General features: G+C 66.1%; 21 protein-coding genes and 1 pseudogene. 10 read left to right on the top strand and 12 right to left on the bottom strand.

Annotated features, from left to right (window positions below):
- Positions 1-137 precede the first annotated feature (137 nt).
- Together MCIT9_RS12320 and metA are read left to right on the top strand one after the other, a co-directional pair.
- Complete coding sequence (locus MCIT9_RS12320) at positions 138-1,013, top strand: ATPase (protein ID WP_317705171.1); 876 nt, start codon at positions 138-140, stop codon at positions 1,011-1,013.
- Positions 1,013-2,083, top strand: a complete 1,071-nt coding sequence (gene metA / locus MCIT9_RS12315) for a homoserine O-succinyltransferase MetA (RefSeq protein WP_317705170.1) — start codon at positions 1,013-1,015, stop codon at positions 2,081-2,083. Before MCIT9_RS12320 ends, metA begins: the two co-directional genes overlap by 1 nt.
- A gap of 114 nt (positions 2,084-2,197) precedes the next feature.
- Here metA and MCIT9_RS12310 read toward each other — a convergent pair whose 3' ends face one another.
- A complete protein-coding gene (locus tag MCIT9_RS12310) occupies positions 2,198-2,581 on the bottom strand; it encodes a CBS domain-containing protein (protein WP_317705169.1) in 384 nt (127 codons plus the stop codon).
- Positions 2,582-2,694: 113 nt separating this feature from the next.
- Between MCIT9_RS12310 and MCIT9_RS12305 the strand changes: the two genes are divergently transcribed.
- From MCIT9_RS12305 to MCIT9_RS12290, 4 genes and pseudogenes are all read left to right on the top strand, one after another.
- On the top strand, positions 2,695-3,534 hold the full coding sequence (locus MCIT9_RS12305) for a quinoprotein dehydrogenase-associated putative ABC transporter substrate-binding protein (RefSeq protein WP_317705168.1): 840 nt from the start codon (positions 2,695-2,697) through the stop codon (positions 3,532-3,534).
- A gap of 71 nt (positions 3,535-3,605) precedes the next feature.
- The gene (locus MCIT9_RS12300) at positions 3,606-3,764 is read left to right on the top strand and encodes a hypothetical protein (RefSeq protein WP_317705167.1); all 159 of its coding nucleotides are present in this window, start codon (positions 3,606-3,608) and stop codon (positions 3,762-3,764) included.
- 3 nt (positions 3,765-3,767) lie between these two features.
- Positions 3,768-5,891, top strand: a pseudogene (locus MCIT9_RS12295) (acyl-CoA dehydrogenase).
- Positions 5,888-7,195, top strand: coding sequence for an acetyl-CoA C-acetyltransferase (locus tag MCIT9_RS12290; protein ID WP_317705166.1), 1,308 nt, complete (start codon positions 5,888-5,890; stop codon positions 7,193-7,195). Before MCIT9_RS12295 ends, MCIT9_RS12290 begins: the two are co-directional and overlap by 4 nt.
- On the opposite strand, the gene MCIT9_RS12285 is transcribed toward MCIT9_RS12290, so the two are convergent.
- Both MCIT9_RS12285 and MCIT9_RS12280 read right to left on the bottom strand, forming a co-directional pair.
- Positions 7,192-7,518 carry a HepT-like ribonuclease domain-containing protein gene (locus MCIT9_RS12285; RefSeq protein ID WP_317705165.1) on the bottom strand — a complete coding sequence of 109 codons (327 nt, stop codon included), beginning with the start codon at positions 7,516-7,518 and terminating at the stop codon, positions 7,192-7,194. The two genes, MCIT9_RS12290 and MCIT9_RS12285, sit on opposite strands and share 4 nt — an antisense overlap.
- A gap of 28 nt (positions 7,519-7,546) precedes the next feature.
- Complete coding sequence (locus MCIT9_RS12280; RefSeq protein WP_317705164.1) at positions 7,547-7,852, bottom strand: nucleotidyltransferase family protein; 306 nt, start codon at positions 7,850-7,852, stop codon at positions 7,547-7,549.
- 85 nt (positions 7,853-7,937) lie between these two features.
- On the opposite strand from MCIT9_RS12280, the gene MCIT9_RS12275 reads away from it, so the two are divergent.
- Positions 7,938-9,962 carry a 3-hydroxyacyl-CoA dehydrogenase NAD-binding domain-containing protein gene (locus tag MCIT9_RS12275; protein ID WP_317705163.1) on the top strand — a complete coding sequence of 675 codons (2,025 nt, stop codon included), beginning with the start codon at positions 7,938-7,940 and terminating at the stop codon, positions 9,960-9,962.
- Positions 9,963-9,968: 6 nt separating this feature from the next.
- Here the strand turns inward: MCIT9_RS12275 and dtd are convergent, their stop codons facing one another.
- The 3 genes from dtd to MCIT9_RS12260 are packed head-to-tail and all read right to left on the bottom strand — an operon-like array spanning position 9,969 to position 12,476.
- A complete protein-coding gene (dtd, locus tag MCIT9_RS12270; protein ID WP_317705162.1) occupies positions 9,969-10,412 on the bottom strand; it encodes a D-aminoacyl-tRNA deacylase in 444 nt (147 codons plus the stop codon).
- Positions 10,384-11,157 (bottom strand): slipin family protein, encoded by a 774-nt coding sequence (locus MCIT9_RS12265; RefSeq protein ID WP_317705161.1) that lies wholly within the window; start codon positions 11,155-11,157, stop codon positions 10,384-10,386. The genes dtd and MCIT9_RS12265 overlap by 29 nt, the downstream gene beginning before the upstream one ends.
- A complete protein-coding gene (locus MCIT9_RS12260) occupies positions 11,154-12,476 on the bottom strand; it encodes an NfeD family protein (RefSeq protein WP_317705160.1) in 1,323 nt (440 codons plus the stop codon). Before MCIT9_RS12260 ends, MCIT9_RS12265 begins: the two co-directional genes overlap by 4 nt.
- A gap of 148 nt (positions 12,477-12,624) precedes the next feature.
- Here MCIT9_RS12260 and MCIT9_RS12255 point away from each other — a divergent pair, with 148 nt between their 5' ends.
- The gene (locus MCIT9_RS12255; RefSeq protein ID WP_317705159.1) at positions 12,625-13,083 is read left to right on the top strand and encodes a ferritin-like domain-containing protein; all 459 of its coding nucleotides are present in this window, start codon (positions 12,625-12,627) and stop codon (positions 13,081-13,083) included.
- A gap of 171 nt (positions 13,084-13,254) precedes the next feature.
- Positions 13,255-14,406 (top strand): hypothetical protein, encoded by a 1,152-nt coding sequence (locus MCIT9_RS12250; protein ID WP_317705158.1) that lies wholly within the window; start codon positions 13,255-13,257, stop codon positions 14,404-14,406.
- Here MCIT9_RS12250 and MCIT9_RS12245 read toward each other — a convergent pair.
- Together MCIT9_RS12245 and MCIT9_RS12240 are read right to left on the bottom strand one after the other, a co-directional pair.
- On the bottom strand, positions 14,400-15,173 hold the full coding sequence (locus MCIT9_RS12245; RefSeq protein WP_317705157.1) for a phosphocholine cytidylyltransferase family protein: 774 nt from the start codon (positions 15,171-15,173) through the stop codon (positions 14,400-14,402). The two genes, MCIT9_RS12250 and MCIT9_RS12245, sit on opposite strands and share 7 nt — an antisense overlap.
- Positions 15,170-15,352 carry a hypothetical protein gene (locus tag MCIT9_RS12240; protein ID WP_317705156.1) on the bottom strand — a complete coding sequence of 61 codons (183 nt, stop codon included), beginning with the start codon at positions 15,350-15,352 and terminating at the stop codon, positions 15,170-15,172. Before MCIT9_RS12240 ends, MCIT9_RS12245 begins: the two co-directional genes overlap by 4 nt.
- Here MCIT9_RS12240 and MCIT9_RS12235 point away from each other — a divergent pair.
- Complete coding sequence (locus MCIT9_RS12235) at positions 15,345-16,532, top strand: CDP-alcohol phosphatidyltransferase family protein (protein ID WP_317705155.1); 1,188 nt, start codon at positions 15,345-15,347, stop codon at positions 16,530-16,532. The genes MCIT9_RS12240 and MCIT9_RS12235 overlap by 8 nt on opposite strands.
- Here MCIT9_RS12235 and MCIT9_RS12230 read toward each other — a convergent pair.
- From MCIT9_RS12230 to MCIT9_RS12215, 4 genes are read right to left on the bottom strand one after another with little or no spacing between them, the layout of a single operon-like run.
- Positions 16,492-17,652, bottom strand: coding sequence for a glycosyltransferase (locus tag MCIT9_RS12230; protein WP_317705154.1), 1,161 nt, complete (start codon positions 17,650-17,652; stop codon positions 16,492-16,494). The two genes, MCIT9_RS12235 and MCIT9_RS12230, sit on opposite strands and share 41 nt — an antisense overlap.
- A gap of 2 nt (positions 17,653-17,654) precedes the next feature.
- Positions 17,655-17,924, bottom strand: coding sequence for a hypothetical protein (locus MCIT9_RS12225; RefSeq protein WP_317705153.1), 270 nt, complete (start codon positions 17,922-17,924; stop codon positions 17,655-17,657).
- Positions 17,921-19,459, bottom strand: a complete 1,539-nt coding sequence (locus MCIT9_RS12220) for an alpha-isopropylmalate synthase regulatory domain-containing protein (protein WP_317705152.1) — start codon at positions 19,457-19,459, stop codon at positions 17,921-17,923. The genes MCIT9_RS12225 and MCIT9_RS12220 overlap by 4 nt, the downstream gene beginning before the upstream one ends.
- Before the next feature lie 48 nt (positions 19,460-19,507).
- Positions 19,508-20,344, bottom strand: coding sequence for an SDR family oxidoreductase (locus MCIT9_RS12215; protein ID WP_317705151.1), 837 nt, complete (start codon positions 20,342-20,344; stop codon positions 19,508-19,510).
- Between the last annotated feature and the right edge of the window lie 9 nt (positions 20,345-20,353).

The raw sequence follows: 20,353 nt of genomic DNA, 5'->3' as shown, positions 1-20,353 counted from the left end.
GCATAATTCTGACATTTTGTCGCCGATAGCGCAGCGGTTGAACCGGCTGTCGGCATTTCAGTCCAAAATTGCGATTTCCGCCCCTGGCGGCGGACCGCTACCATAACCGTTTCTTTCGAAGCTAGGAGTCCGAATTCATGCGAATGACGCCGCGGGAATTTCTCGCCTGGGACGCCAAACGGATCACCCTGCTGGGGATGTCCGGGGTGGGCAAGACCACCCTCGCCAACAAGCTGCCCAAGGAGCAGTGGTTCCACTATTCCGGCGACTACCGCATCGGCACCAAGTACCTGAACGAGCCGATTCTCGACAACATCAAGCGCCAGGCGATGCAAGTGCCGTTTCTGCGCGACCTGCTGCGTTCCGATTCCATCTATATCTGCAACAACATCACCGTGGACAATCTGACACCGATTTCCACCTTTCTCGGCAAGGTCGGCGATCCGGCCCGGGGCGGCCTGCCGCTGGCGGAGTTCAAGCGCCGCCAGGCCCTGCACCGGGAGGCGGAGATCGCCGCCATGCGCGACGTGCCCGCCTTCATCGACAAGGCCCGCGACATCTACGGTTACCGCCATTTCATCAACGACGCCGGCGGCAGCGTGTGCGAGCTGGACGAACCGGAAGTGCTGGAAATCCTGGCGCGGCATACGGTGATGGTCTATATCCGCACCACGCCGGATCTGGAGCAGACCCTGATCGAGCGTGCCCGCCGCGCCCCCAAGCCGCTGTACTACCGCGAGGATTTCCTGGACCGGCAGCTGCACGCGTTCATGCGGGAGAAGGGTTACCGGGCGGTGGAGGAAATCCCTCCGGATGAGTTTGTGATCTGGGTGTTCCCGCGCCTGTTGCAGTCGCGTCTGCCGCGCTATCAGCAGATCGCCGACCGCTACGGCTATGTCATCGACGCCGGTGAGGCGGCGAAGGTCCGCGACGAGCAGGATTTCCTCCAGCTGGTGGCCGACGCCATCGCCGCCCGGGAAAGCCGGAAGGCATACGAGGGAGGGGCGGGCTGATGCCGCTGGTCGCCCACACCCCGTTGCCCACCTTCGCGCGCCTGCGGGCGGAGGGCCAGAAGATCCTGACCCCGGAACACGCCCGGCGTCAGGACATCCGCGAGCTGCACGTCGGGCTGCTCAACATGATGCCGGACAAGGCCCTGGAGGCCACCGAGCGCCAGTTTTTCCGGCTGTTGGGTGCCTGCAACCAGATCGTCCAGTTCTACGTCCATCCCTTCACCATCGACGGCCTGCCGCGGGGCCCGGAGGCCCAGGCCCACATCGACCGCTATTACGAGCCCTTCGAAAAGATCAAGGCCGAGGGGCTCGACGCCCTCATCGTCAGCGGCGCCAACGTCACCCATCCGGACCTGCCCCAGGAAGCCTTCTGGGAGCCGCTGACGGAGGTGTTCGACTGGGCCAAGCGCAACGTCACCTCGATCCTGTGTTCCTGTCTGGCGACCCACGCTCTGGTGCAGTACTGCTACGGCATCCGCCGCACCCGTCTGCCGGCCAAGCGTTGGGGGGTGTATTCTCACCGGGTGGTGGAGCCGCGCCATCCCCTGGTGGCCGACATCAACACCCGCTTCGACGTCCCCCATTCCCGCTTCAACGAACTGTTCCGTGCTGATCTGGAGCGGGTCGGGGTGCGGGTGCTGGTGGAGAGCGCCGAGGCGGGCGTCCATCTGGCCACCAGCCCCGACGGGTTCCGGGTGGTGTTCTTCCAGGGCCATCCCGAGTACGACACCATCAGTCTGCTGAAGGAATACAAGCGGGAGGTGATGCGTTACTGGGCCGGTGAGCGCGACGACTATCCGCCGTATCCGGAGAATTATCTGTCAGCGGCGGCCATCGCCCGTCTCGACGCCTACCGCGAGGCAGTGGAGACGGCCCGGCGCCGGGGCCTCCCGCCGCCGGAATTCCCCGAGGCCGAGTTGGTCCCTGCGCTCGACAACACCTGGCGCGACACCGCCAAGGCGGTGTTCAACAACTGGCTGGGATTGGTGTACCAGGTCACCGATCAGGACCGGCGGGTGCCGTTCATGCCCGGCGTCGATCCGGACAATCCGCTGGGATTGGCTTTCTGAAATCATGCAAATGCCGGTGATTCGTCTGGCGGGCGTACCCGGCCTGGATGGCCGAGTATCGAGCGGCCAGGGATGGCTTTCCCGCGTCCCGCCAGACAGATCACCGGCGTTTGTTTACCGGACCAGACGCAGCAGGTCGAAGGCGGTGATGATGCCGCGCACGTGCTGGCGGTCTCCCACCAGGACCCGATGGATGCCCTGGTCGATCATCAGCTCCGCCACTTCAGGAGGCGAAAGGTCGGGGGGGACGAACACCACGTTGTCGGTCATGATGTCGGCCACGGTGACCTTCTCCGGGGAAACGCCGCGGGACTGAAAGCGCAGGGCGCGGATGACGTCGGTCTTGGAGGCGATGCCGACGATCTCGCCGGCGGCGTTCTGGACCGGCGCCCCATCGATGTTCTGGATGGAGAGGAATTCCTCGAACTGTTCCAGGGGCATTTCCGGCGGGACGGAAACCACCCGCGGTTCCATGATGTCTTTGGCTTGCAGGGTCATGCTGGATTCCCGGTTGAAAGGATTTTCCCAAATTACCCCAAAACGCCTGGGTCAACAAGGACCAGCCCGACTTTTCGGTATACTTCCCGTTGGTCTTTACGATGGAGCTTCGCATGATGAAACGTTATTCCAAATTGGTTCTGCTGGCGGCGCTGCTGGGATTGGGCGTGTCGGCCCCTAAGGCGCAGGAAGAAGCCTTCCGCGTCTGTGCCGATCCGGCCAACCCGCCCCTGTCCACCCGCAACCAGGACGGCTTCGAGAACCGCATCGCCGCCCTGCTGGCCAGGGAACTGGGGCAGAAGGTGGAATACACCTGGTTCCCGCAGCGGATCGGGTTTCTGCGCAATACCCTGAAGAAGAAGGATCCGGACACCGGCCGCTACCGCTGTGACGTAGTCATGGGCGTGCCGGCCGGCTACGAGCTGGCCGCGACCACCAAGCCCTACTACCGTTCCACCTACGTGCTGGCGGTGGCCAAAGGCAAAGGCTTCGACGACATCCAGCGGCCCTCACAGCTCTTCGAGCTGCCGGAGGAACGCAAGCGCCAGCTCAAGATCGCCATGTTCGACCGCACCTCCGGGGTGACCTGGCTGCTGCGCCACGGTCTACTCAAGCAGGGGCGGACCTATCAGTCCATGACCGGCGATCCCGAGGTCAACACCGCCATGCGCCTGGAGCGGGAATTCGACGCCGGCAACGTCAACATGGCCATCGTCTGGGGCCCCATCGGCGCCTATCTGGCCTGGAAGCACCCGGACGACTACACCTTGATTCCGCTCAAGTCCGAAAAGGGGGTGCGGTTCCACTACGCCATCTCCATGGCGGTGCGCCGCGGGGACAAGGCGCGCCGCGATCAGCTGCAACAGCTGCTCGACGCCAAGCGCGACGACATCCTCGCCATCCTCAGGGAATATCACGTGCCTCTGGTGGACAAGGAAGGCAATCCGCTCTGAGGGCCGATCTCGGCGGCTTGAGGAGGCCGGCTCGGCGGGATTTCCCGTCGGGCCGGTTTCGTTTGCGAAGGGTGCAACCGGCGCTGAATGGCGGTACACTCGGAATTGCCGGAATTCCGCCACGAGGAGGGGTCATACCGTTCGTCACCCTGCGCCGTCATCTGCTCAGCGCTCCCCTGATGCACTGGCTGCGCCGGCGACTGCCGCCGCTGTCGGCCACCGAGCGTTAGGCGCTGGAGGCCGGCGATGTCTGGTGGGAGGCGGAGCTGTTCAGCGGCCGCCCGGACTGGGACAGATTGCTGTCCTACCCTCTGCACCCGCTCAGCGCCGAGGAGCAGGCGTTCCTCGACGGGCCGGTGGCCGAGCTGTGCCGGATGCTCGACGATTGGGACATCGTCCACCGCCGCCGTGACCTGCCGCCCGAGGTGTGGGATTTCATCCGCAGCCGCAGCTTCTTCGGTCTGGTGCTGCCGAAGCGCTACGGCGGCCTGGAATTTTCCGCCCGCGCCCATTCCGACATCGTCCTCAAGATCGCCAGCCGCAGCCTGACCGCCGCGGTGACGGTGATGGTACCCAACTCCCTCGGTCCCGGCGAGCTGATCCTCAAATACGGCACCGAAGCCCAGAAGGACCGGTATCTGCCGCGCCTGGCCCGGGGAGAGGAAGTCCCCTGTTTCGCCCGCACCGCCCCCGAGGCCGGTTCCGATGCCGGGGCCATGACCGACACCGGCATCGTCTGCGAGCAGGACGGTGTCCTCGGCATCCGCCTCAACTGGCACAAGCGTTACATCACCCTGGCGCCGGTGGCGACCCTGCTGGGGCTGGCCTTCAAGCTTTACGATCCCGAGCGGCTGCTAGGCCAGCGCGAGGAGCTGGGCATCACCCTGGCCCTGATCCCCACCGACACGCCCGGCGTGGAGATCGGCCGGCGCCACGATCCCATGGGGATTCCGTTCCAGAACGGTCCCACCTGCGGCCGTGACGTCTTCGTCCCCCTGGAACAGGTGATCGGCGGCCGCGACGGGGTCGGCAGGGGCTGGCGCATGCTGATGGAATGTCTGGCCGAAGGCCGCGGCATTTCCCTGCCGGCCCTGGCGGCGGCGGCCACCCAGCGGGCGGCGCGCGCCACCGGCGCCTACGCCCGCATCCGGCGCCAGTTTCACGTTCCCATCGGCCGTTTCGAGGGGGTCAAGGAGGCCCTGGCCCGCATCGGCGGTTTCACCTGCCTGGTGGACGCCGCCCGCCGTTTCACCCTGGCCGCCATCGACCAGGGCGTCAAACCGGCGGTGGCGTCGGCGATCCTCAAATATCACACCACCGAGCGCATGCGTCAGGCGGTCAACGACGCCATGGATATCCACGGCGGCAAGACGGTGATGCAGGGGCCGCGCAACCCTCTGGATCACATGTATCAGGCGGTCCCCATCAGCATCACCGTGGAAGGGGCCAACATCCTGACCCGCTGCATGATCATCTACGGCCAAGGGGCGGTGCGCTGCCATCCCTTCCTGCAAGCGGAGATGCAGGCGCTGGAAGCCGATGACCTTGCGGCCTTCGACCGGGCCCTGTTCGGCCACCTGCGGTTCTTCGCCGCCAACGCCTGGCGCGCCCTGTGGACCAGCCTGCTGCACGGTTATCTGGCCCAGGTTCCCAGAGGACCGCGCAAGCGGCCGCTGCAGCACCTGAGCCGGATGTCGGCGGTGCTGGCCTTCCTCAGTGACCTCAGCCTGGTGCTGCTGGGAGGGGAACTGAAGCGGCGCGAGCGCATTTCCGCCCGCCTCGGCGACGTGCTCAGTCACCTCTAACTGGCCTCGGCCCTGATCCGCCTGGAACCGGAAACCCACGCCGACGAGCGTCCCCTGCTGGAGTGGGGACTGGGCTGGTGTCTGCACCAGGCCGAGGAGGCGGTGGCGGTGCTCCTCGACAACTACCCGTATCCCTGGCTCGGCTGGATCCTCAAGCACCTGCTTTTGCCCTGGCGGCCGCTGTTCCCGCCCCCGGACGACCGTCTCGACCACGCCGTCGCCCAATTGCTGCAGACGCCGTCGCCGGCGCGCGACCGCCTGACTTCCGGCATCTTTCTGCCCGAGGACGAGAACGATCCGCTGGGTCTTCTGGAACGGGCCCTGGCGGCGGTGATCACCGCCGAACCCTTCGAGCGACGCCTGCACCAGGCGGTGCGGGAGGGTCGGCTGGCGAGCGCCGCCGATCCGGCGGCCGCGGTGGCCGCCGGAATCCTCCGGCCCGAGGAGGGCGACGCCGTGGCCGAGGCCCGCCGCCTGCAGGCCGAGGTGATCGCCGTGGATGCGTTCGCCCCTGACGAATTTGCCGGTTCCAACCAGGAGGTGCGCTCATGAAACCGGAACCGCCGCTGGGCGGCCGTCCGGTCTATGTGATCGACGGCAGCCGCACCCCTTGTCTCAAGGCCCGGGGCCGTCCCGGACCCTTCACCGCCGCCGACCTGGCGGTGCGCGCCGGCCAGCCCCTGCTGGCGCGCCAGCCCTTCGAGCCCGGTGAGCTGGATCAGGTGATCCTGGGCTGCGCCATCCCCGGACCCGACGAGGCCAACATCGCCCGGGTCGCGGCCCTGCGCCTTGGCTGCGGCAAGGCGGTGCCAGCCTATACGGTGCAGCGCAACTGCGGCTCGGGAATGCAGGCTTTGGATTCGGCCGCCCGCGCCATCGCCGCCGGCCGCAGCGATCTGATTCTCGCCGGCGGCACCGAGGCCATGAGCCATGCCCCGGTGCTGTTCAGCGAGGACATGGTGGCCTGGCTCGGCGCCTGGCAGAAGGCCGCATCCCCCCTGGAGCGCCTCAAACTGCTGGGGCGGCTGCGCCCGGCCCATCTGGCGCCGGTGATCGGCCTGCTGCGGGGGCTGACCGATCCCACCGTGGGGCTGATCATGGGTCGCACCGCCGAGGTGCTGGCGTGGAAGTTCGGGATTTCCCGCGAGGCGATGGATGCCTTCGCCCTCCGCAGTCACCAACGTCTCGCCAGGGCCCAGGCGGAAGGACGGCTGGCGGAGGAAATCGAAATCCTTTACGACGATGAAGGCCGCTATCACGACCACGACGACGGCGTCCGCCCCGACACCACCCTAGAACAGCTGGCCAAGCTCCCGCCCATCTTCGAGCGCGAGTTCGGGCTGGTGACCGCCGGCAACAGCTCCCAGGTCACCGACGGGGCCTGCTGGTTGCTGCTGGCATCGGAAGAGGCGGTGCGCCGCTACGAACTCCCGGTGCTGGGGCGGATCGTCGACTGCGCCTGGGCCGGCCTCGACCCGGCCACCATGGGGCTGGGGCCGGTGTACGCCAGCGCCGCCCTGCTGGCGCGCAACGGTCTCGACCTGGGCGATATCGACTACTGGGAGATCAACGAGGCCTTCGCCGCCCAGGTGCTCGCCTGCCTCGAAGCCTTCGCCGACGCCGGTTTCTGCCGCGACGAGCTGGGCCGCGACCGGCCGCTGGGCCGCATCGACGAGGAGCGACTCAATGTGGCCGGCGGCGCCATCGCCGTCGGCCATCCGGTGGGAATGAGCGGCGCCCGCATCGTCCTCCACCTGCTGCGGGCGCTGGCGGAGAAGCAGGCCCACCTCGGGGTGGCGACCCTCTGCATCGGCGGCGGCCAGGGCGGGGCGATGCTGGTGGAACGGCGTGGCTAAAAGGTGGTATCCGATTTCTGCAGCAGGTGGAGCAGATTTTCCAGGCGGGGAAGCAGTACGGGAAGATCCTGCACGATGATGGTTTCAATGATCGTGAAGTCTACGTCGAAATACTCATGAATGATGCGGTTGCGGGTATCGGCGATGTCGCGCCACGGGATTTGGGGATCGAGGGACTGGGTCTGCGGGCTGATCTGTTTTGCCGCTTCCCCGATGATTTCCAGGAGGCGCGTAAGGGCCAGGGCTGTTTCACTGTCAGGTTCCAGTTCGCTGATGCGTTTGTCACGGCTCAATTGGCAGGCGCGATGGCCGGCGTCCAGCATGTGACGAATGCGAACGGTATCCCCCGGCTTAAGCCGTTTTCTTCTCATACTGGACGGCTGCTTCCTGTGCTACCCGGTCGCGGAAATACCGGCTCAGACTGTGGTAGGTATGCAAGTCCACCTCTCTTCCCAACAGGGTGGACAATTCCCGTTGCAGACGGGCGAATGCGAATCCCGGCACGTGACCCGGTTCGAATTCCACCAGGACGTCAACGTCGCTTTCTGGCCCAAAATCGTCACGCAGGACGGAACCAAAAAACGCCATGCGCCGGATATGATAGCGGCGACACAAGGAAGAAAGGGCGTGCTTGGAGAAAACGACCCGCTCTGTCATTTTCCGCCACCTCGGCATTAAGGTTTCGTCCTTATTCTATCAGGAACGAATGTCGGGGCTGCATGCAACCCGCAGGTGACTTGCCATGAATTCATACCGTCACTTCCGTCTCGAAACCGACGATCAGGGGCTGGTCTGGATCTGGATGGATCATGCCGACAGCAACGCCAACGTGCTGTCCTCGGCGGTGCTCGACGAGCTGGAGCGGGTCGTCGCTGCGTTGGAGGCCGATCCGCCCGCCGGGGTGGTGATCGCTTCCGCCAAGGCGTCCGGTTTTTGCGCCGGGGCCGACATCCGGGAGTTCACCCGCATCACCAACCGCGACCAGGCGCTGGCCCTGATGCGCAGGGCCCACGCGCTTTTCCGGCGGATCGAATCCCTTGCCTGTCCCACCCTGGCGCGGATTCACGGTTTCTGTCTCGGCGGCGGCCTGGAACTGGCCCTGGCCTGCAGCTACCGCATCGCCCTCGACGACGACCGCACCCGCCTGGGACTGCCGGAGGTGCGGCTGGGGATCCATCCCGGCTTCGGCGGCAGCGTGCGCCTGATCCGCACCATCGGGGCGCCCGCCGCCTTCGACCTGATGCTGTCGGGGCGCACCGTTGCCGCCCGTCAGGCCCGGCGGTTGGGGCTGGCGGACCACGCCGTGGCCGAGTGGGTCCTGGACCGGGCATGTCGTCAGGTGCTGCAGCGGCGGCCGCCGCGCCGGTGTCCGCCGCTTTGGTTGCGGGCCCTCGACAGCGCGCCGTTGCGGCCGCCGCTGGCCGCCTGGCTGCGGCGGCAGGTGCGCCGCCACGCCGATCCGCGCCACTATCCGGCCCCCTATGCCCTCATCGACCTGTGGCGCCGCCACGGGGCCTCGGACGCCATGTTCGCCGCCGAGGCCAAATCGGTGGCGGATCTGATCCGCACCGACACCGCCCGCAACCTGGTGCGGGTGTTCTTCCTGCGCGAACGGATCAAGGGATTCGGCCGCGGCGATGCGGATTTCACCCAGGTCCACGTGGTCGGCGCCGGCACCATGGGGGGCGACATCGCCGCCTGGGCGGTGGTCCAGGGGCTGAAGGCCGGCCTTCAGGATCGCGGTCCCCAGTATTTGACGGCGGCGGTCCAGCGTACGGCGCGCCTGATCGACAAGCGTTTCCACCGCTGCCATCAGCGCATCGCCGCCCGCGACCGCCTGCTGCCCGACCCCAAGGGACTGGAGGTCCCCCGTGCCGAGGTGGTGATCGAGGCCGTGGTCGAGAAGCTGGAAACCAAGCAGGCCGTGTTCCGGGAGCTGGAGGCGCGGGCGGACGCCGGCGCGCTGCTGGCCACCAACACTTCCAGCATTCCCCTGGAGGGGATCGCCGCTGTGCTCGAGCGCCCCGGCCGCCTGGTGGGGCTGCATTTCTTCAATCCGGTGGCCAAGATGCCCCTGGTGGAGGTGGTTAGCGGCAGGGACACCGATCCGGCCGTTGCCGCCCGGGCCGCCGCCTTCGCCCGCCGCATCGACAAGCTGCCCCTGCCGGTCAAAAGCGCCCCCGGCTTTCTGGTCAACCGCTGCCTGCTGCCTTACCTGCTGGAGGCGGTGCGGCTGCTGGAGGAAGGGGTGCCGGCGCCGGTGATCGACCGCGCCGCCACCGATTTCGGCATGCCCATGGGGCCGATCGAGCTGGCCGACACCGTCGGCCTCGACATCTGTCTGGCGGTGGCCGAGGAACTGGCCCAGGCCCTGGGCGCCGAGGTGCCGGCGCTGCTGCGGCGGAAGGTGGAGGCCGGCAAGCTGGGGGTCAAAAGCGCCGAGGGCTTCTATCGCTACAAGGGACGCACGCCCCTGAAGCCCAAGGCCGGCGCCGGCCCGCTGCCGGCGGCGGAGATTCAGGACCGCCTGATCCTGCGCCTGGTCAACGAATGCGTGGCGGTGCTGCGGGAGCAGGTGGTCGAGGATGCGGATCTGGTGGACGCCGGCATGGTGTTCGGCACCGGTTTCGCCCCTTTCCGCGGTGGACCGCTCCACTATGCCCGCCAGCGTGGTTTCGCGGCGGTGCGCCGGCGCCTGGAAGCGCTGGCGGAAAAATACGGACCCAGGTTCGCGCCCGATCCGGGGTGGGAGCTGCTGCAGGAATAGGCGGTTTCAGGGGTGGGCTTTGAGGATGAAGGTCACCGGCCCGTTGTTGACCAGGGCCACCTGCATCTCGGCCCCGAAACGGCCGCTCGCCACCGGGCGGTGACGCCGGCGGCAGCTCTGGACCAGATGCTCGAACAGGCGCCGCCCGGTTTGCGGATCGGCCGCGGGGGTGAAGCTGGGGCGGGTGCCCTTGCGGGTGTCGGCGGCGAGGGTGAACTGGGGCACCAGCAGCAGGCCGCCGCCGGTGTCGGTGAGGCTGAGGTTCATCTTTCCCTCGGCGTCGGCGAACACCCGGTAGCCGAGCAGGCGTTCGGCCATGCGCTCGGCCTGGGGCGTACCGTCGCCTTTCTCCACCGCCACCAGCACCAGCAGGCCGGGGCCGATCTCCCCCACGGTTTCCCCGGCGACGGTGACGCGGGCCTCAGTGACCCGCTGCAGTACCGCGATCATCTTTGTCGGTGGTGCCTTTGACCAGGTTGAGGAATTCCAGCGGCAGCGGGAAGACGATGGTGTTGGACTTGTCGCCGGCGATCTCGATCAGGGTCTGCAGATAGCGCAGCAGGATGGCCTGGCGCTCCTTGGAGAGGGTGCGGGCGGCCTCCAGCAGCTTTTCCGCCGCCTGCATCTCCCCCTCGGCATGGATGATCTTGGCGCGCCGTTCGCGCTCGGCCTCGGCCTGGCGGGCGATGGCACGCACCATGCTCTCGTCCAGATCGACGCGCTTGATCTCCACGTTGATGACCTTGATGCCCCAGGCGTCGGTCTGGACGTCGAGGATGGCCTGGATGTCGGTGTTGAGCTTCTCCCGCTCGGCGAGCATTTCGTCCAGGTCGTGCTGCCCCAGGACCGAGCGCAGCGTGGTCTGGGCCAGCTGGCTGGTGGCCTCGTAGTAGTTTTCCACCTGGATGATGGCCTTGGCCGGGTCCACCACGCGGAAATAGACCACCGCGTCCACCCGTACCGAGACGTTGTCGCGGGAGATGACGTCCTGGCGCGGCACGTCCATCACCACTGTGCGCATGTCCACCCGCACCATGCGCTGGATGAAGGGGATGACCAGGATCAGCCCCGGCCCCTTGACCTTGTAGAAGCGCCCCAGCAGGAAGATGACCCCGCGTTCGTATTCCCACAGGATGCGGATGGCGCTGAGCAGGAAGATCAGCAGCAGGACGATGACGACGATCAAGGCGTTCATGGGCGTTCCTCCCCGATGGGTGTGACGTGTAGCGTGAGACCTTCGACGGCGACGACCTTGAGGCGCTGGCCCTTGCGCACCGGCCGGTCGCTGACCGCGCGCCAGCGTTCCCCCAGCACCAGGACCCAGCCTTCTTGCTCGAAGTCCTCCAGGGCGACGGCCGGATGCTGCAGCACCTCCTCGGCGCCAGTCAGGGCGGGACGCCTGCGGGCCCTGAGAACCAGCCCCAGACCGACGATCAGCAGCAGCCCCGAAGCGATGGCGAAACCGAGGATCAGCTCCCGCTGGATCTCGAAGCCCGGCACCCCGGTGTCCAGCAGCAGGATCGAGCCCAGGGTGAAGGCGACGATGCCGCCGATGCCGAGGATGCCGAAGCTGGGCACGAAGGCCTCGGCCACCATCAGCGCCAGTCCCAGCAGAATCAGCCCCAAGCCGGCGTAATTGACCGGCAGCACCTGGAAGGCGAACAGGGCCAGCAGCAGGCAGATGCCCCCCAGCACCCCCGGCACCACGGCGCCGGGATTGGAGAATTCGAACAGCAGGCCGTAGATGCCGATCAGCATCAGGATGTAAGCGACGTTGGGGTCGGTGAGCACCGCCAGCAGGCGGGTGCGCCAGTCCGGCCGCCAGCGTTCCAGCGTCAGGCCGTCGGTGTCCAGGGTGACCGTGCGTCCCAGCACCTGGACCTTGCGGCCGTCGAGCCGGCGCAGCAGGTCGCCGATGTCGGTGGCAACAAGATCGATGACCTTTTGCCGCAGCGCCTCCTCGGCGGTGAGGGTGGCCGCCTCCCGCACCGCCTTCTCCGCCCACTCGGCGTTGCGGCCGCGCATCTGCGCCAGTCCCTTGATGAAGGCCACCGCGTCGTTGACCATCTTGCGTTCCATGGCCGATGCGGCCGGTTTTGCCTTTTTCTTATCCCCCCTGCCGGGCGGAGAAAGGCCGCCAAGCTGCACCGGAGTGGCGGCGCCGATGCTGGTGGCCGGGGCCATGGCGGCGACGTGGGCGGCATAGACGATGTAGGTGCCGGCGCTGGCGGCCCGCGCCCCGCTGGGGGCGACGTAGGCGACCACCGGGACCGGGGAGGCGATGATCTGTTTGATGATGGCGCGCATGGAAGCGTCGAGGCCGCCGGGTGTGTCGATGCGCAGGACGACCAGCACCGCACCTTCCTCGGCGGCGTGGGCCAGGCCGCTTTCGACATAGTCGGCCGCCGCTGGGCCGATGGGCCCTTCCAGATCCAGCTGCAGCGCCACCCCGCCGGCGCGCACCAGCAGAGGCAGACATACCAGAAACAGCAGGAGCCACCGGCGTATGGCCATTTGCTTCTCCCTTGCCGTCGATGGCCCCAGCCTACCCTGCCTGGCGCCCGCAGGCAAGCGCATCACTGGGATGGTCGTGGCTGAAGGTTGCCGAAACGGCCGGCAGGCGTCATCATCATTTCCTGCAAACCACGAGGAGGTGTTCGCCATGAACGATCAGGACCGTGAAAAAGCCATCGAACTGTTGAACAGGATTCTGGAACTGGAGCTGGCGGGGGTGGTGCGCTACACCCACTATTCCTTCATGATCTTCGGCTACAACCGCATTCCCATCGTTTCCTGGATGGAAAGCCAGGCCCAGGAATCCCTGGTCCACGCGCGGGAGGCGGGTGAGCTGATCACCCATCTGGGAGGACACCCGTCCCTCGGGATCGGCCCGTTGCTCGAAACGCACAAACACGATATCGGGGACATTCTGCGCGAATCCCTCGAACACGAGCAGGCCACCTTGGCGGTGTACCGGGAATTGCTGCAACGGGTGGAGGGCAAGTCGATCCTGCTGGAGGACTACGCCCGTCGCATGGTGGCCGCGGAAGAGCTGCATCAGGGGGAAGTGGACAAGATGCTGCGCAAGCCGGGGGAATTGCGTCCTTTCGCAGCGGATTAATCGGGTCGGCCTCGCGCGTCGGCGATCTGCAGATCCCCAAGCAGCCGGTTTCGGTTCGCGGTACAATCTGGGCCGGTTTTGCGCCGGTTGTAACCGGTCCGGATTTCCCTTCCATTTGATCGCACCGCCCGGAGCACCGGGAGGTGTGATCTCGTTTGCGTTTCAGTCGTGATGAAAGTCGGTTTTCTGTTCAATCATTATGCACCCCACCAGGTGCCCCATGCGGCACCGTACGCCTTTGAACTCTCGCGGCGGCATCCCGGATTCGAGGTCGTCATCGCCTATTCCGCCGCGCACGAGAAACGGATGCTCGACGCCATCGCGGCCTTGTATCCCGGGCATCGCTGCCGGTTCCGCCGGCTGCGCCCATCGTGGCTTTACGCGCTGGTCGATCCCATCGTTTCCCTAAAGAGCCTGCGGCGCAAGCGTGAGGTTTTGCGGAACAATCTGGATTTCTTCCGCTCCCTCGACGTGCTGGTGGCGCCGGAACGCAATTGCCTGCAGCTCCGCACCCGTTACGGTCTCACCGATCTCATCATGATTCACGCCCGTCACGGGGCCGGGGACCGGGAAGGCGGATTCGACGAGAAATCCGGCGCCTTCGATTTCACCCTGCTGCCGGGGCGCAAATACGTGGACCGCCTGACCGAACTGGGCCGGTTACGCCCGGGAAGCTATGCGGCGGTGGGGTGGCCCAAGTTCGAGGTGGTGCGCGGCCTGGGAAAAGGCCGGCAGCGGTTCTTCGCCAACGACAATCCGGTGGTGGTGTACAACCCGCATTTCGATCAGGCGGTGTCCTCCTGGCGCCCCATGGGACTGGAGGTCCTGGAATTCTTCGCCCGAAACCGCGATTTCAATTTGATCTTCGCCCCCCACGTGGTGCTGTTCAAACGCCGCCTGCGTCACGGCGCCCATTTGCCGCGCCGGTACCGCAAGCTCCCCAACATACATATCGACACCGGCAGCATGGCCTCGACCGACATGACCTACATGCTGGCGGCGGACATTTATCTGGGGGATGTCAGCAGTCAGGTATACGAATTCCTGCTGGAACCGCGGCCCTGTGTCTTCCTTAACGGACACCGGGTCGACTGGCAGGGGAACCCGTTCTACTACCATTGGAATCTGGGGCAGGTGGTCGATGATGTCGCCACCCAGTTGCGTCCGGCGCTGGAGCGGGCCGAGGCGTTGCAGGAAACCTATCTGCCCCGGCAGCGGGAAGCGTTCGCTTACACCTTCCTGACCTGCAATGACAGCACCGCCGCCGAACGGGGCGCCGATGCCATCGCGGAATTTCTGCAGCGGAAGCGCGATAGTCAGTAGATTGAGGAGAGGCAGGCTTCCGGGGCCTCCTCGGCGGCGCCCCAGTCCCATTGCCGGACCATGGCCTCGGCGTGTTTGAAATCGAGCGGATAGTCGATCTCCGTCCAGTCGAGCCCGTGAATGTTGTGGGTCCAGACCGGCTGACCCGACTGGGCGATCTCGTCGATGACCGACAGATACCAGCGCTGCAGCGCGGCCGGTTCCCGCATGCAGTCCTCAATGGTCCGGCGGAACAGGTCCGCGCCTTCGGGGCGGAACCGGATCATGCCGATGGATTCGCCGTTGACCCGTTCCAGGGGCAGCTTCTTGCCGATGGAGAGAAGCCGGTCGCCCTGGAGGATCAGCTTCATGTCGTCATCGTCGTAATGGGGCTTCTCGTCCCGGGCCAGGGTGATCGGCTGATCTTGGGCGATCATCCGCTGCGCCAGCAGCGGTTCGAACAGGGTATCGCCGTTGATGAGAAGAAAGTCGCCGGTCATTTCCTCGCGCACCATCCAGCAGCTGGCCAGATTGTCGGCCACCTCATAGAAGGGGTTGAAGACGATTCTGACCGCTCCCTTGCCGTAGCGCCGGTCAAGGAGGTGTCGGACCTTTTCCATTTTGTATCCGGCGACGACGACGATATCATGCACGCCGGCCGCCATCAGGGCGTCGATCTGCCATTCGATGATCCCCCTGCCTTCCAGTTTCAGGGTGCATTTGGGTTTGTCTGAAGTCAGGGGGAGCAGGCGGGTTCCCTGGCCGGCGCTGAGGATGATGGCTTTCATGGGTGAGATTTTTCCTGATCGAAAGCGGCTTGTGGCGAAGCGGCAACAAGCTGAAAAGTCCAAGGTGATTGTAATATTTTTGTAACCTCAGAGTATCCAAAACGCCTGATTAACTCAAGCTGAATTTCTTTTGTTGCGCTTTGCCAAAAGACAATCGTATAGGAGCATTCGATGACCATTTATTATCATCTGCTAGGCCAGTCCGCGCCTGATCTGTGGGGATTGTCCGCGGACGAACGCATCGCCCGTGTCCTGCGGCAGAAGTGCCGGGAGGATAGCGTGGCCCCCTGGTCGGAATCTTCGGGGCGAGACGATGCGGCAGGCCGGGTACTGCTGCTGCGGCGGGATTTTCTCTACGATGAGCGCCTGATCGCGGCATTGCTTCGGCGTGAGGAGGACCTGGCCCTGGAACGGGCGGGGCAGGTCGTCGCAGTCTGGACCGATGCCGGGCGGTTCCCGGCGGCGCTCGCGCTGTTGCAGGGAGAAGGCGACCGTGGCCGTTTCGTGCGGGTGACGCCGGACCAGCTGGCCTCCGGTGTCACCCAGAAGCTGCGCAAGGTTTCTCCTCCCTTCGTGCTGCCGGTGACGGCGGGGAACGCATCCCGGCTGGAGCGCCACCTGTTCGACGAGTCTTACAAGGGCGTTACCGATCTGGTGACCAAGTGGGTCTGGCCGCGGCTGGCGGAGCGGGCGGTGCGTTTCTGCGTGCGCTACGGGATCCGCCCCAATCACGTCACCGCCACCAGTTGGGTGCTGGCGATCCTGGTCGGGATCCTGTTTTTGCAGGGGTATCTGGGGCTGGGACTGGTGCTGGGATGGCTCATGACTTTCCTCGACACCGTTGACGGCAAGCTGGCGCGGGTGACGGTGGATTCTAGCCGCTTCGGGCATTTCTTCGACCACGTCCTCGATGTGGTCCATCCGCCGTTGTGGTATCTGGCATGGGGGCTGGGGTTGGAGAATTACCAGCCACTGGTGGTGAAGCTGCCCCTGATGGAAACCTTCTGGCTGCTGTTGGCCGGCTACGTGGGGGGGCGCCTTGCCGAGGCGCTGTTCAAACGCTTCATCGGTTTCAGCATCTTCACCTGGGAGGTGACCGATTCGGTCAACCGGCTGCTTACCGCCCGGCGCAATCCTTGTCTGATCCTGCTGAGCGCCGGTTATGTGCTGGGCCGTCCCGATCTGGGTTTCGAGGCGGTGACGCTCTGGACGCTGGCTTCCACGCTGTTCCTGTGGTGGCGGTTGGGGCTGGCTTTGTGGCGCAAGCGCCGGGGCGAGCGGCTGGTTTCCTGGCTCGATCAGGTCGATCCGGACGGCGTCACGGGCGTGGCGGCCTGGTTCGTCCAGCGCGGCCACTGACCGTCTGCAGAATCTGCAGATATTCCGCCACGGCCCGCGCCGGCGTGTAGCGCCAGGCGCTATGGCGCAGTGCGGCGACGTCTGCGGGTGTCTGCAGCGCCTGTTGCATCGCTTCGGCCAGGGCCTGATCGTCTCCGACCGGTACCAGGGGGCCGAGGCGGCCGTTCTCAAGAAGCTCCCGCGGCCCGCTGGGGCAGTCGGTGCTGACCACCGGACAGCCGCAGGCCATGGCTTCCACCAGGACGCCGGGGAAACCTTCCCAGCGGGAGGAGAGAACGAACAGATCGGCCCGGGCCATCCAGGCATAGGGATTGGTGGTAAAACCCGGCAGGACCACCCGGTCCGTCAGGCCCAATGATCGGATAAGCCGTTCCAGCTGCGGGCGTTGTTTGCCTTCGCCGAGAATGACCAGGCGGGCAGGTTGCCGCAGGCGTGCCAGGGCCCGTATCAGGGTGGGAAAATCCTTCTGGGGCGACAGCCGGCCGGCAGCGACGATCAACGGACGGCTTGGGTCGTCGGCCCAGGGGTGGTCGACAGGTTGGCGGGCGAGGGTTTCGATTTCCGGCGTCAGGGTAGGGTTGGTGGCCACGAACACCCGCTCCCGGAGAACGGGGACGTGGCGGCGCAGATCGGCCGCGATATCGTGACAGACGGCGATGGCCGCGTCCGCCTCGCCATACAGGGTCCGCGCCCTTTGCAGGCGTGCCAGTTGCCCCGTCTGTTCGTGGGAGGCGGTGAGGTGATTGCTGACCCGCAGGACCAAGGGGATGCCGGTGGCGCTCAGGCGGCGGCCCTCTACGGCGCTCATGTGCGCATGGTTGGCGGCCGACAGCAGCAGGTCGGGGCGGTGGCGGCGCAGGTATTCGGCCAGCGCCGGGGCGGCCGCCTCCATGAGCGGGCGGCGTCGGGGGCGGAAGCGGCGCCGGAACCGCAGCGCCCAGGAATCCAGGGCGATCAAGTTGAGCGCCGGGGGGAGACGTTCGGCCAGGGGGCCTGTGGGGTCGATCACGACCAGGTCGGTGCGAAGGCCGTGCTCGCTGAAGCCTTCGGCCAGGGCCAGGGTGCGCCGGGTGGCCCCACCTCCGGTCAGACCGTAGAGGAACAGGGCAACGTGGCGCACGCTCAAGCCTGGAGCCAACGCCGTTTCACCAGCCAGGCGGCCACAACCCCCAGGGCGACGCCCAGGTAGTGCATGAAGGCACCGATAGCGACGCTGCGGTGGTGGAAATCGGCCAGGAACCCCAGGTCGCTGACCACCGACCACAGGGCGACGGTCAGGTAATAGACCACCACGCCGACGGCGCCCCACTGGATCGGGTCCCTGCCGGGAAGTTTCTGGGCGCTGGTGAAGAACCAGACGGCGATGGCGATGGCGACCAGTCCTCCGATCATGACGTCCTCCGCCTTTCCTCGAGCAACAGGTTGATGAGCTTCAGAGTCGCTTCCACCGAGGCGAACACCTGATTGACGTGAACCCCGCGGGTGACCCGGGTGCGGCTGTCGTCCTCCCAGGTGATGATGCACTCGGTCAGCGCCGAGGTGTGGCCGCCCTTGGGGATGCGCACTTCGTAGTCGGCCAGCTTGGGCAACTGTACGTCGTAGCGGGCCAGAACCTGGTCGATGGCGTCGATGAAGGCGTCGAAGCCGCCGTTGCCGGCACCGGAAGCGGTGTGGATCTCGCCGTCCACCTCGACCCGGATGCTGGCGGTGGAAGGCAGTTCCAGCCCGCTGGTGACGGCGCAGCCCAAGAGCTGGATGTGCTGATAGCTTTCCGCCTCCAGCACGTCGGCGATGATGAAGGGGAGATCGTCGGTGGTGATGCGTTGTTTGGCGTCTCCCAGCTCGACGATCCGCGCCAGCACCTTGCGCTGCTGGTCCTCGTTCAGTTCGATGCCGAGGCGCTCCAGATTCTTGCGCAGGGACGCCTTGCCGCTCATCTTGCCGAGGGCGTAGCTGTGGCTGCGGCCGAAGCGCTCCGGCCGCAGCGGGCTCTGGTACAGGCCGCCCTTCTGGTCGCCGTCGGCGTGGATGCCGGCGGTCTGGGTGAAGACGTCGCTGCCGACGATGGGAGCGTTGGCGGCCACCCGCTTGCCGGAGAAGCGTTCCACCATGTCGCTGATGCGCACCAGCTGGGATTCGTCGATGCGCAGCTTAACCCCCTGCTTGTCGCGCAGCACCACCGCCACTTCCGCCAGGGAGGCGTTGCCGGCCCGTTCCCCGAGGCAGTTGACGGTGCAATGGACCCCTCTGGCGCCGCCGCGGACCGCATAGAGGCAGTTGGCGGTGCCGAGGCCGTAGTCGTTGTGAGGATGGAAATCGAAGTGCAGCCCCGGATAGCGGCGGCACATGTCGCCCACGGCCGCCTCCACTTCGTCCGGCGCCATCACCCCCAGGGTGTCGGGGAGCATGAAGCGGGCGACGCCTAAATCCTTGAGGCGGTCCATCAGGGCGAAGACGTAGTTGGGGCTGTCGCGGTAGCCGTTGGACCAGTCCTCCAGATAGACGTTGACCGTCAGCCCCCGCTCCTTGGCGTAGTTCACCGTGCGGCAGATGTCGGCCAGGTGTTCCTCCAGGGTTTTTCTGAGCTGCAGGCGGCAGTGCTTGTCGCTGCCCTTGGTGAGCAGGTTGATGACGCGGCCGCCGGTGTTGCAGATCCAGTCCACGCTCAGGGTGTGATCGACGAAACCCAGCACCTCGACCCGCTCGGCCAGCCCGTTTTCCGTGGCCCACTGGTTGATCCGCGTGACCGCCTCCTTTTCCTTGGCAGAAACCCGGGCCGAGGCTACCTCGATGCGGTCCACCCGGACCCGCTCCAGCAGAGCCTTGGCCAGGTTGATCTTCTCGTCCGGTGAGAACGACACGCCCTGGGTCTGCTCCCCGTCCCGCAGGGTGGTGTCCATGATTTCCACGTGTCTGGTCGTCGTCATAAGTCAGTTTTTCGATTCGTGCGTGCTTGGATGGAGGAAGGAGCCGCCTCATACCTTGCGCTCGATCCAGTCCAGCAGCCGGAAGGGCAGCACCCGCCGCAGGAAGGCGAACAGATAGGTAGGGAAGGTGACGTAGTAGCGAATCTTGGGCCGCGGCGCCTCCAGGGCGTGGATTACCTTCTGGGCCACCGCCTCCGGCGGCAGGGTGAAGGGCACCGCCGGGCCTTCCTTTTGCAGTTTGGCTTCCATGCGTTCATAGACGGCCCGATGGGGGCTGTGTTCGACGTCGATGTTCTCCCTGAACTTGCGGTAGGCGTTCTCTCGGAATTTGGTCAGGATCGGCCCCGGTTCCACCAACACCACGTGGATGCCGGTGCCGTACAGTTCCAGGCGCAGACAGTCGGCCAGCCCTTCCAGGGCGAACTTGCTGGCCACGTAGGCGCCGCGGTAGGGCAGGGCGATGAAGCCCAGCACCGAGCTGTTGTAGATGATGCGGCCGCGCCCCTGGCGTCGCATCACCGGCAGAATCCGGTTGGTCAGTTCCTGGGTGCCGAACAGATTGGTCTCGAACTGGGCCCGGAGCACGTCGCGGCTGAGGTCCTCCACCGCCCCCACCTGCCCCCAGGCGCCGTTGTTGAACAGGGCGTCCAGGGTGCCGCCGGTCCATGCCAGCACCTGTTCGACGGCGGCCTGAATGCTGGCCGGATCGTCCAGGTCCAGCTGCACCGCCTCGAAGCCCTCGTTCTGCAACCGCGCGACATCCTCCGGCTTGCGCGCCGAGGCGAACACGCGGTAGCCGCGTTCCTTCAGGGCCTTGGCGGTGACGTAACCGATGCCGCTGGAGCAGCCGGTGATGAGAACGGTATCGACAGGTCGTTTGCTCACGGGGGGTTT

The organism is Methylomarinovum caldicuralii, from assembly GCF_033126985.1.
GTDB lineage: Bacteria > Pseudomonadota > Gammaproteobacteria > Methylococcales > Methylothermaceae > Methylohalobius > Methylohalobius caldicuralii.
Note: the sequence above shows the minus strand (reverse complement) of the source record. Positions and strands in the feature narration are given on the sequence as shown.

Bases quoted from the DNA above. Each gene is read 5' to 3' on its own strand.
- MCIT9_RS12260 (WP_317705160.1), bottom strand. From the start codon at position 12,476: ATGGCCATACGCCGGTGGCTCCTGCTGTTTCTGGTATGTCTGCCTCTG.
- MCIT9_RS12265 (WP_317705161.1), bottom strand. From the start codon at position 11,157: ATGAACGCCTTGATCGTCGTCATCGTCCTGCTGCTGATCTTCCTGCTC.
- MCIT9_RS12220 (WP_317705152.1), bottom strand. From the start codon at position 19,459: ATGACGACGACCAGACACGTGGAAATCATGGACACCACCCTGCGGGAC.
- MCIT9_RS12305 (WP_317705168.1), top strand. From the start codon at position 2,695: ATGATGAAACGTTATTCCAAATTGGTTCTGCTGGCGGCGCTGCTGGGA.
- MCIT9_RS12225 (WP_317705153.1), bottom strand. From the start codon at position 17,924: ATGATCGGAGGACTGGTCGCCATCGCCATCGCCGTCTGGTTCTTCACC.
- MCIT9_RS12275 (WP_317705163.1), top strand. From the start codon at position 7,938: ATGAATTCATACCGTCACTTCCGTCTCGAAACCGACGATCAGGGGCTG.
- MCIT9_RS12310 (WP_317705169.1), bottom strand. From the start codon at position 2,581: ATGACCCTGCAAGCCAAAGACATCATGGAACCGCGGGTGGTTTCCGTC.
- MCIT9_RS12290 (WP_317705166.1), top strand. From the start codon at position 5,888: ATGAAACCGGAACCGCCGCTGGGCGGCCGTCCGGTCTATGTGATCGAC.
- MCIT9_RS12255 (WP_317705159.1), top strand. From the start codon at position 12,625: ATGAACGATCAGGACCGTGAAAAAGCCATCGAACTGTTGAACAGGATT.
- MCIT9_RS12245 (WP_317705157.1), bottom strand. From the start codon at position 15,173: ATGAAAGCCATCATCCTCAGCGCCGGCCAGGGAACCCGCCTGCTCCCC.
- MCIT9_RS12285 (WP_317705165.1), bottom strand. From the start codon at position 7,518: ATGCTGGACGCCGGCCATCGCGCCTGCCAATTGAGCCGTGACAAACGC.
- metA (WP_317705170.1), top strand. From the start codon at position 1,013: ATGCCGCTGGTCGCCCACACCCCGTTGCCCACCTTCGCGCGCCTGCGG.
- MCIT9_RS12240 (WP_317705156.1), bottom strand. From the start codon at position 15,352: ATGGTCATCGAATGCTCCTATACGATTGTCTTTTGGCAAAGCGCAACA.
- MCIT9_RS12280 (WP_317705164.1), bottom strand. From the start codon at position 7,852: ATGACAGAGCGGGTCGTTTTCTCCAAGCACGCCCTTTCTTCCTTGTGT.
- MCIT9_RS12235 (WP_317705155.1), top strand. From the start codon at position 15,345: ATGACCATTTATTATCATCTGCTAGGCCAGTCCGCGCCTGATCTGTGG.
- dtd (WP_317705162.1), bottom strand. From the start codon at position 10,412: ATGATCGCGGTACTGCAGCGGGTCACTGAGGCCCGCGTCACCGTCGCC.
- MCIT9_RS12250 (WP_317705158.1), top strand. From the start codon at position 13,255: ATGAAAGTCGGTTTTCTGTTCAATCATTATGCACCCCACCAGGTGCCC.
- MCIT9_RS12320 (WP_317705171.1), top strand. From the start codon at position 138: ATGCGAATGACGCCGCGGGAATTTCTCGCCTGGGACGCCAAACGGATC.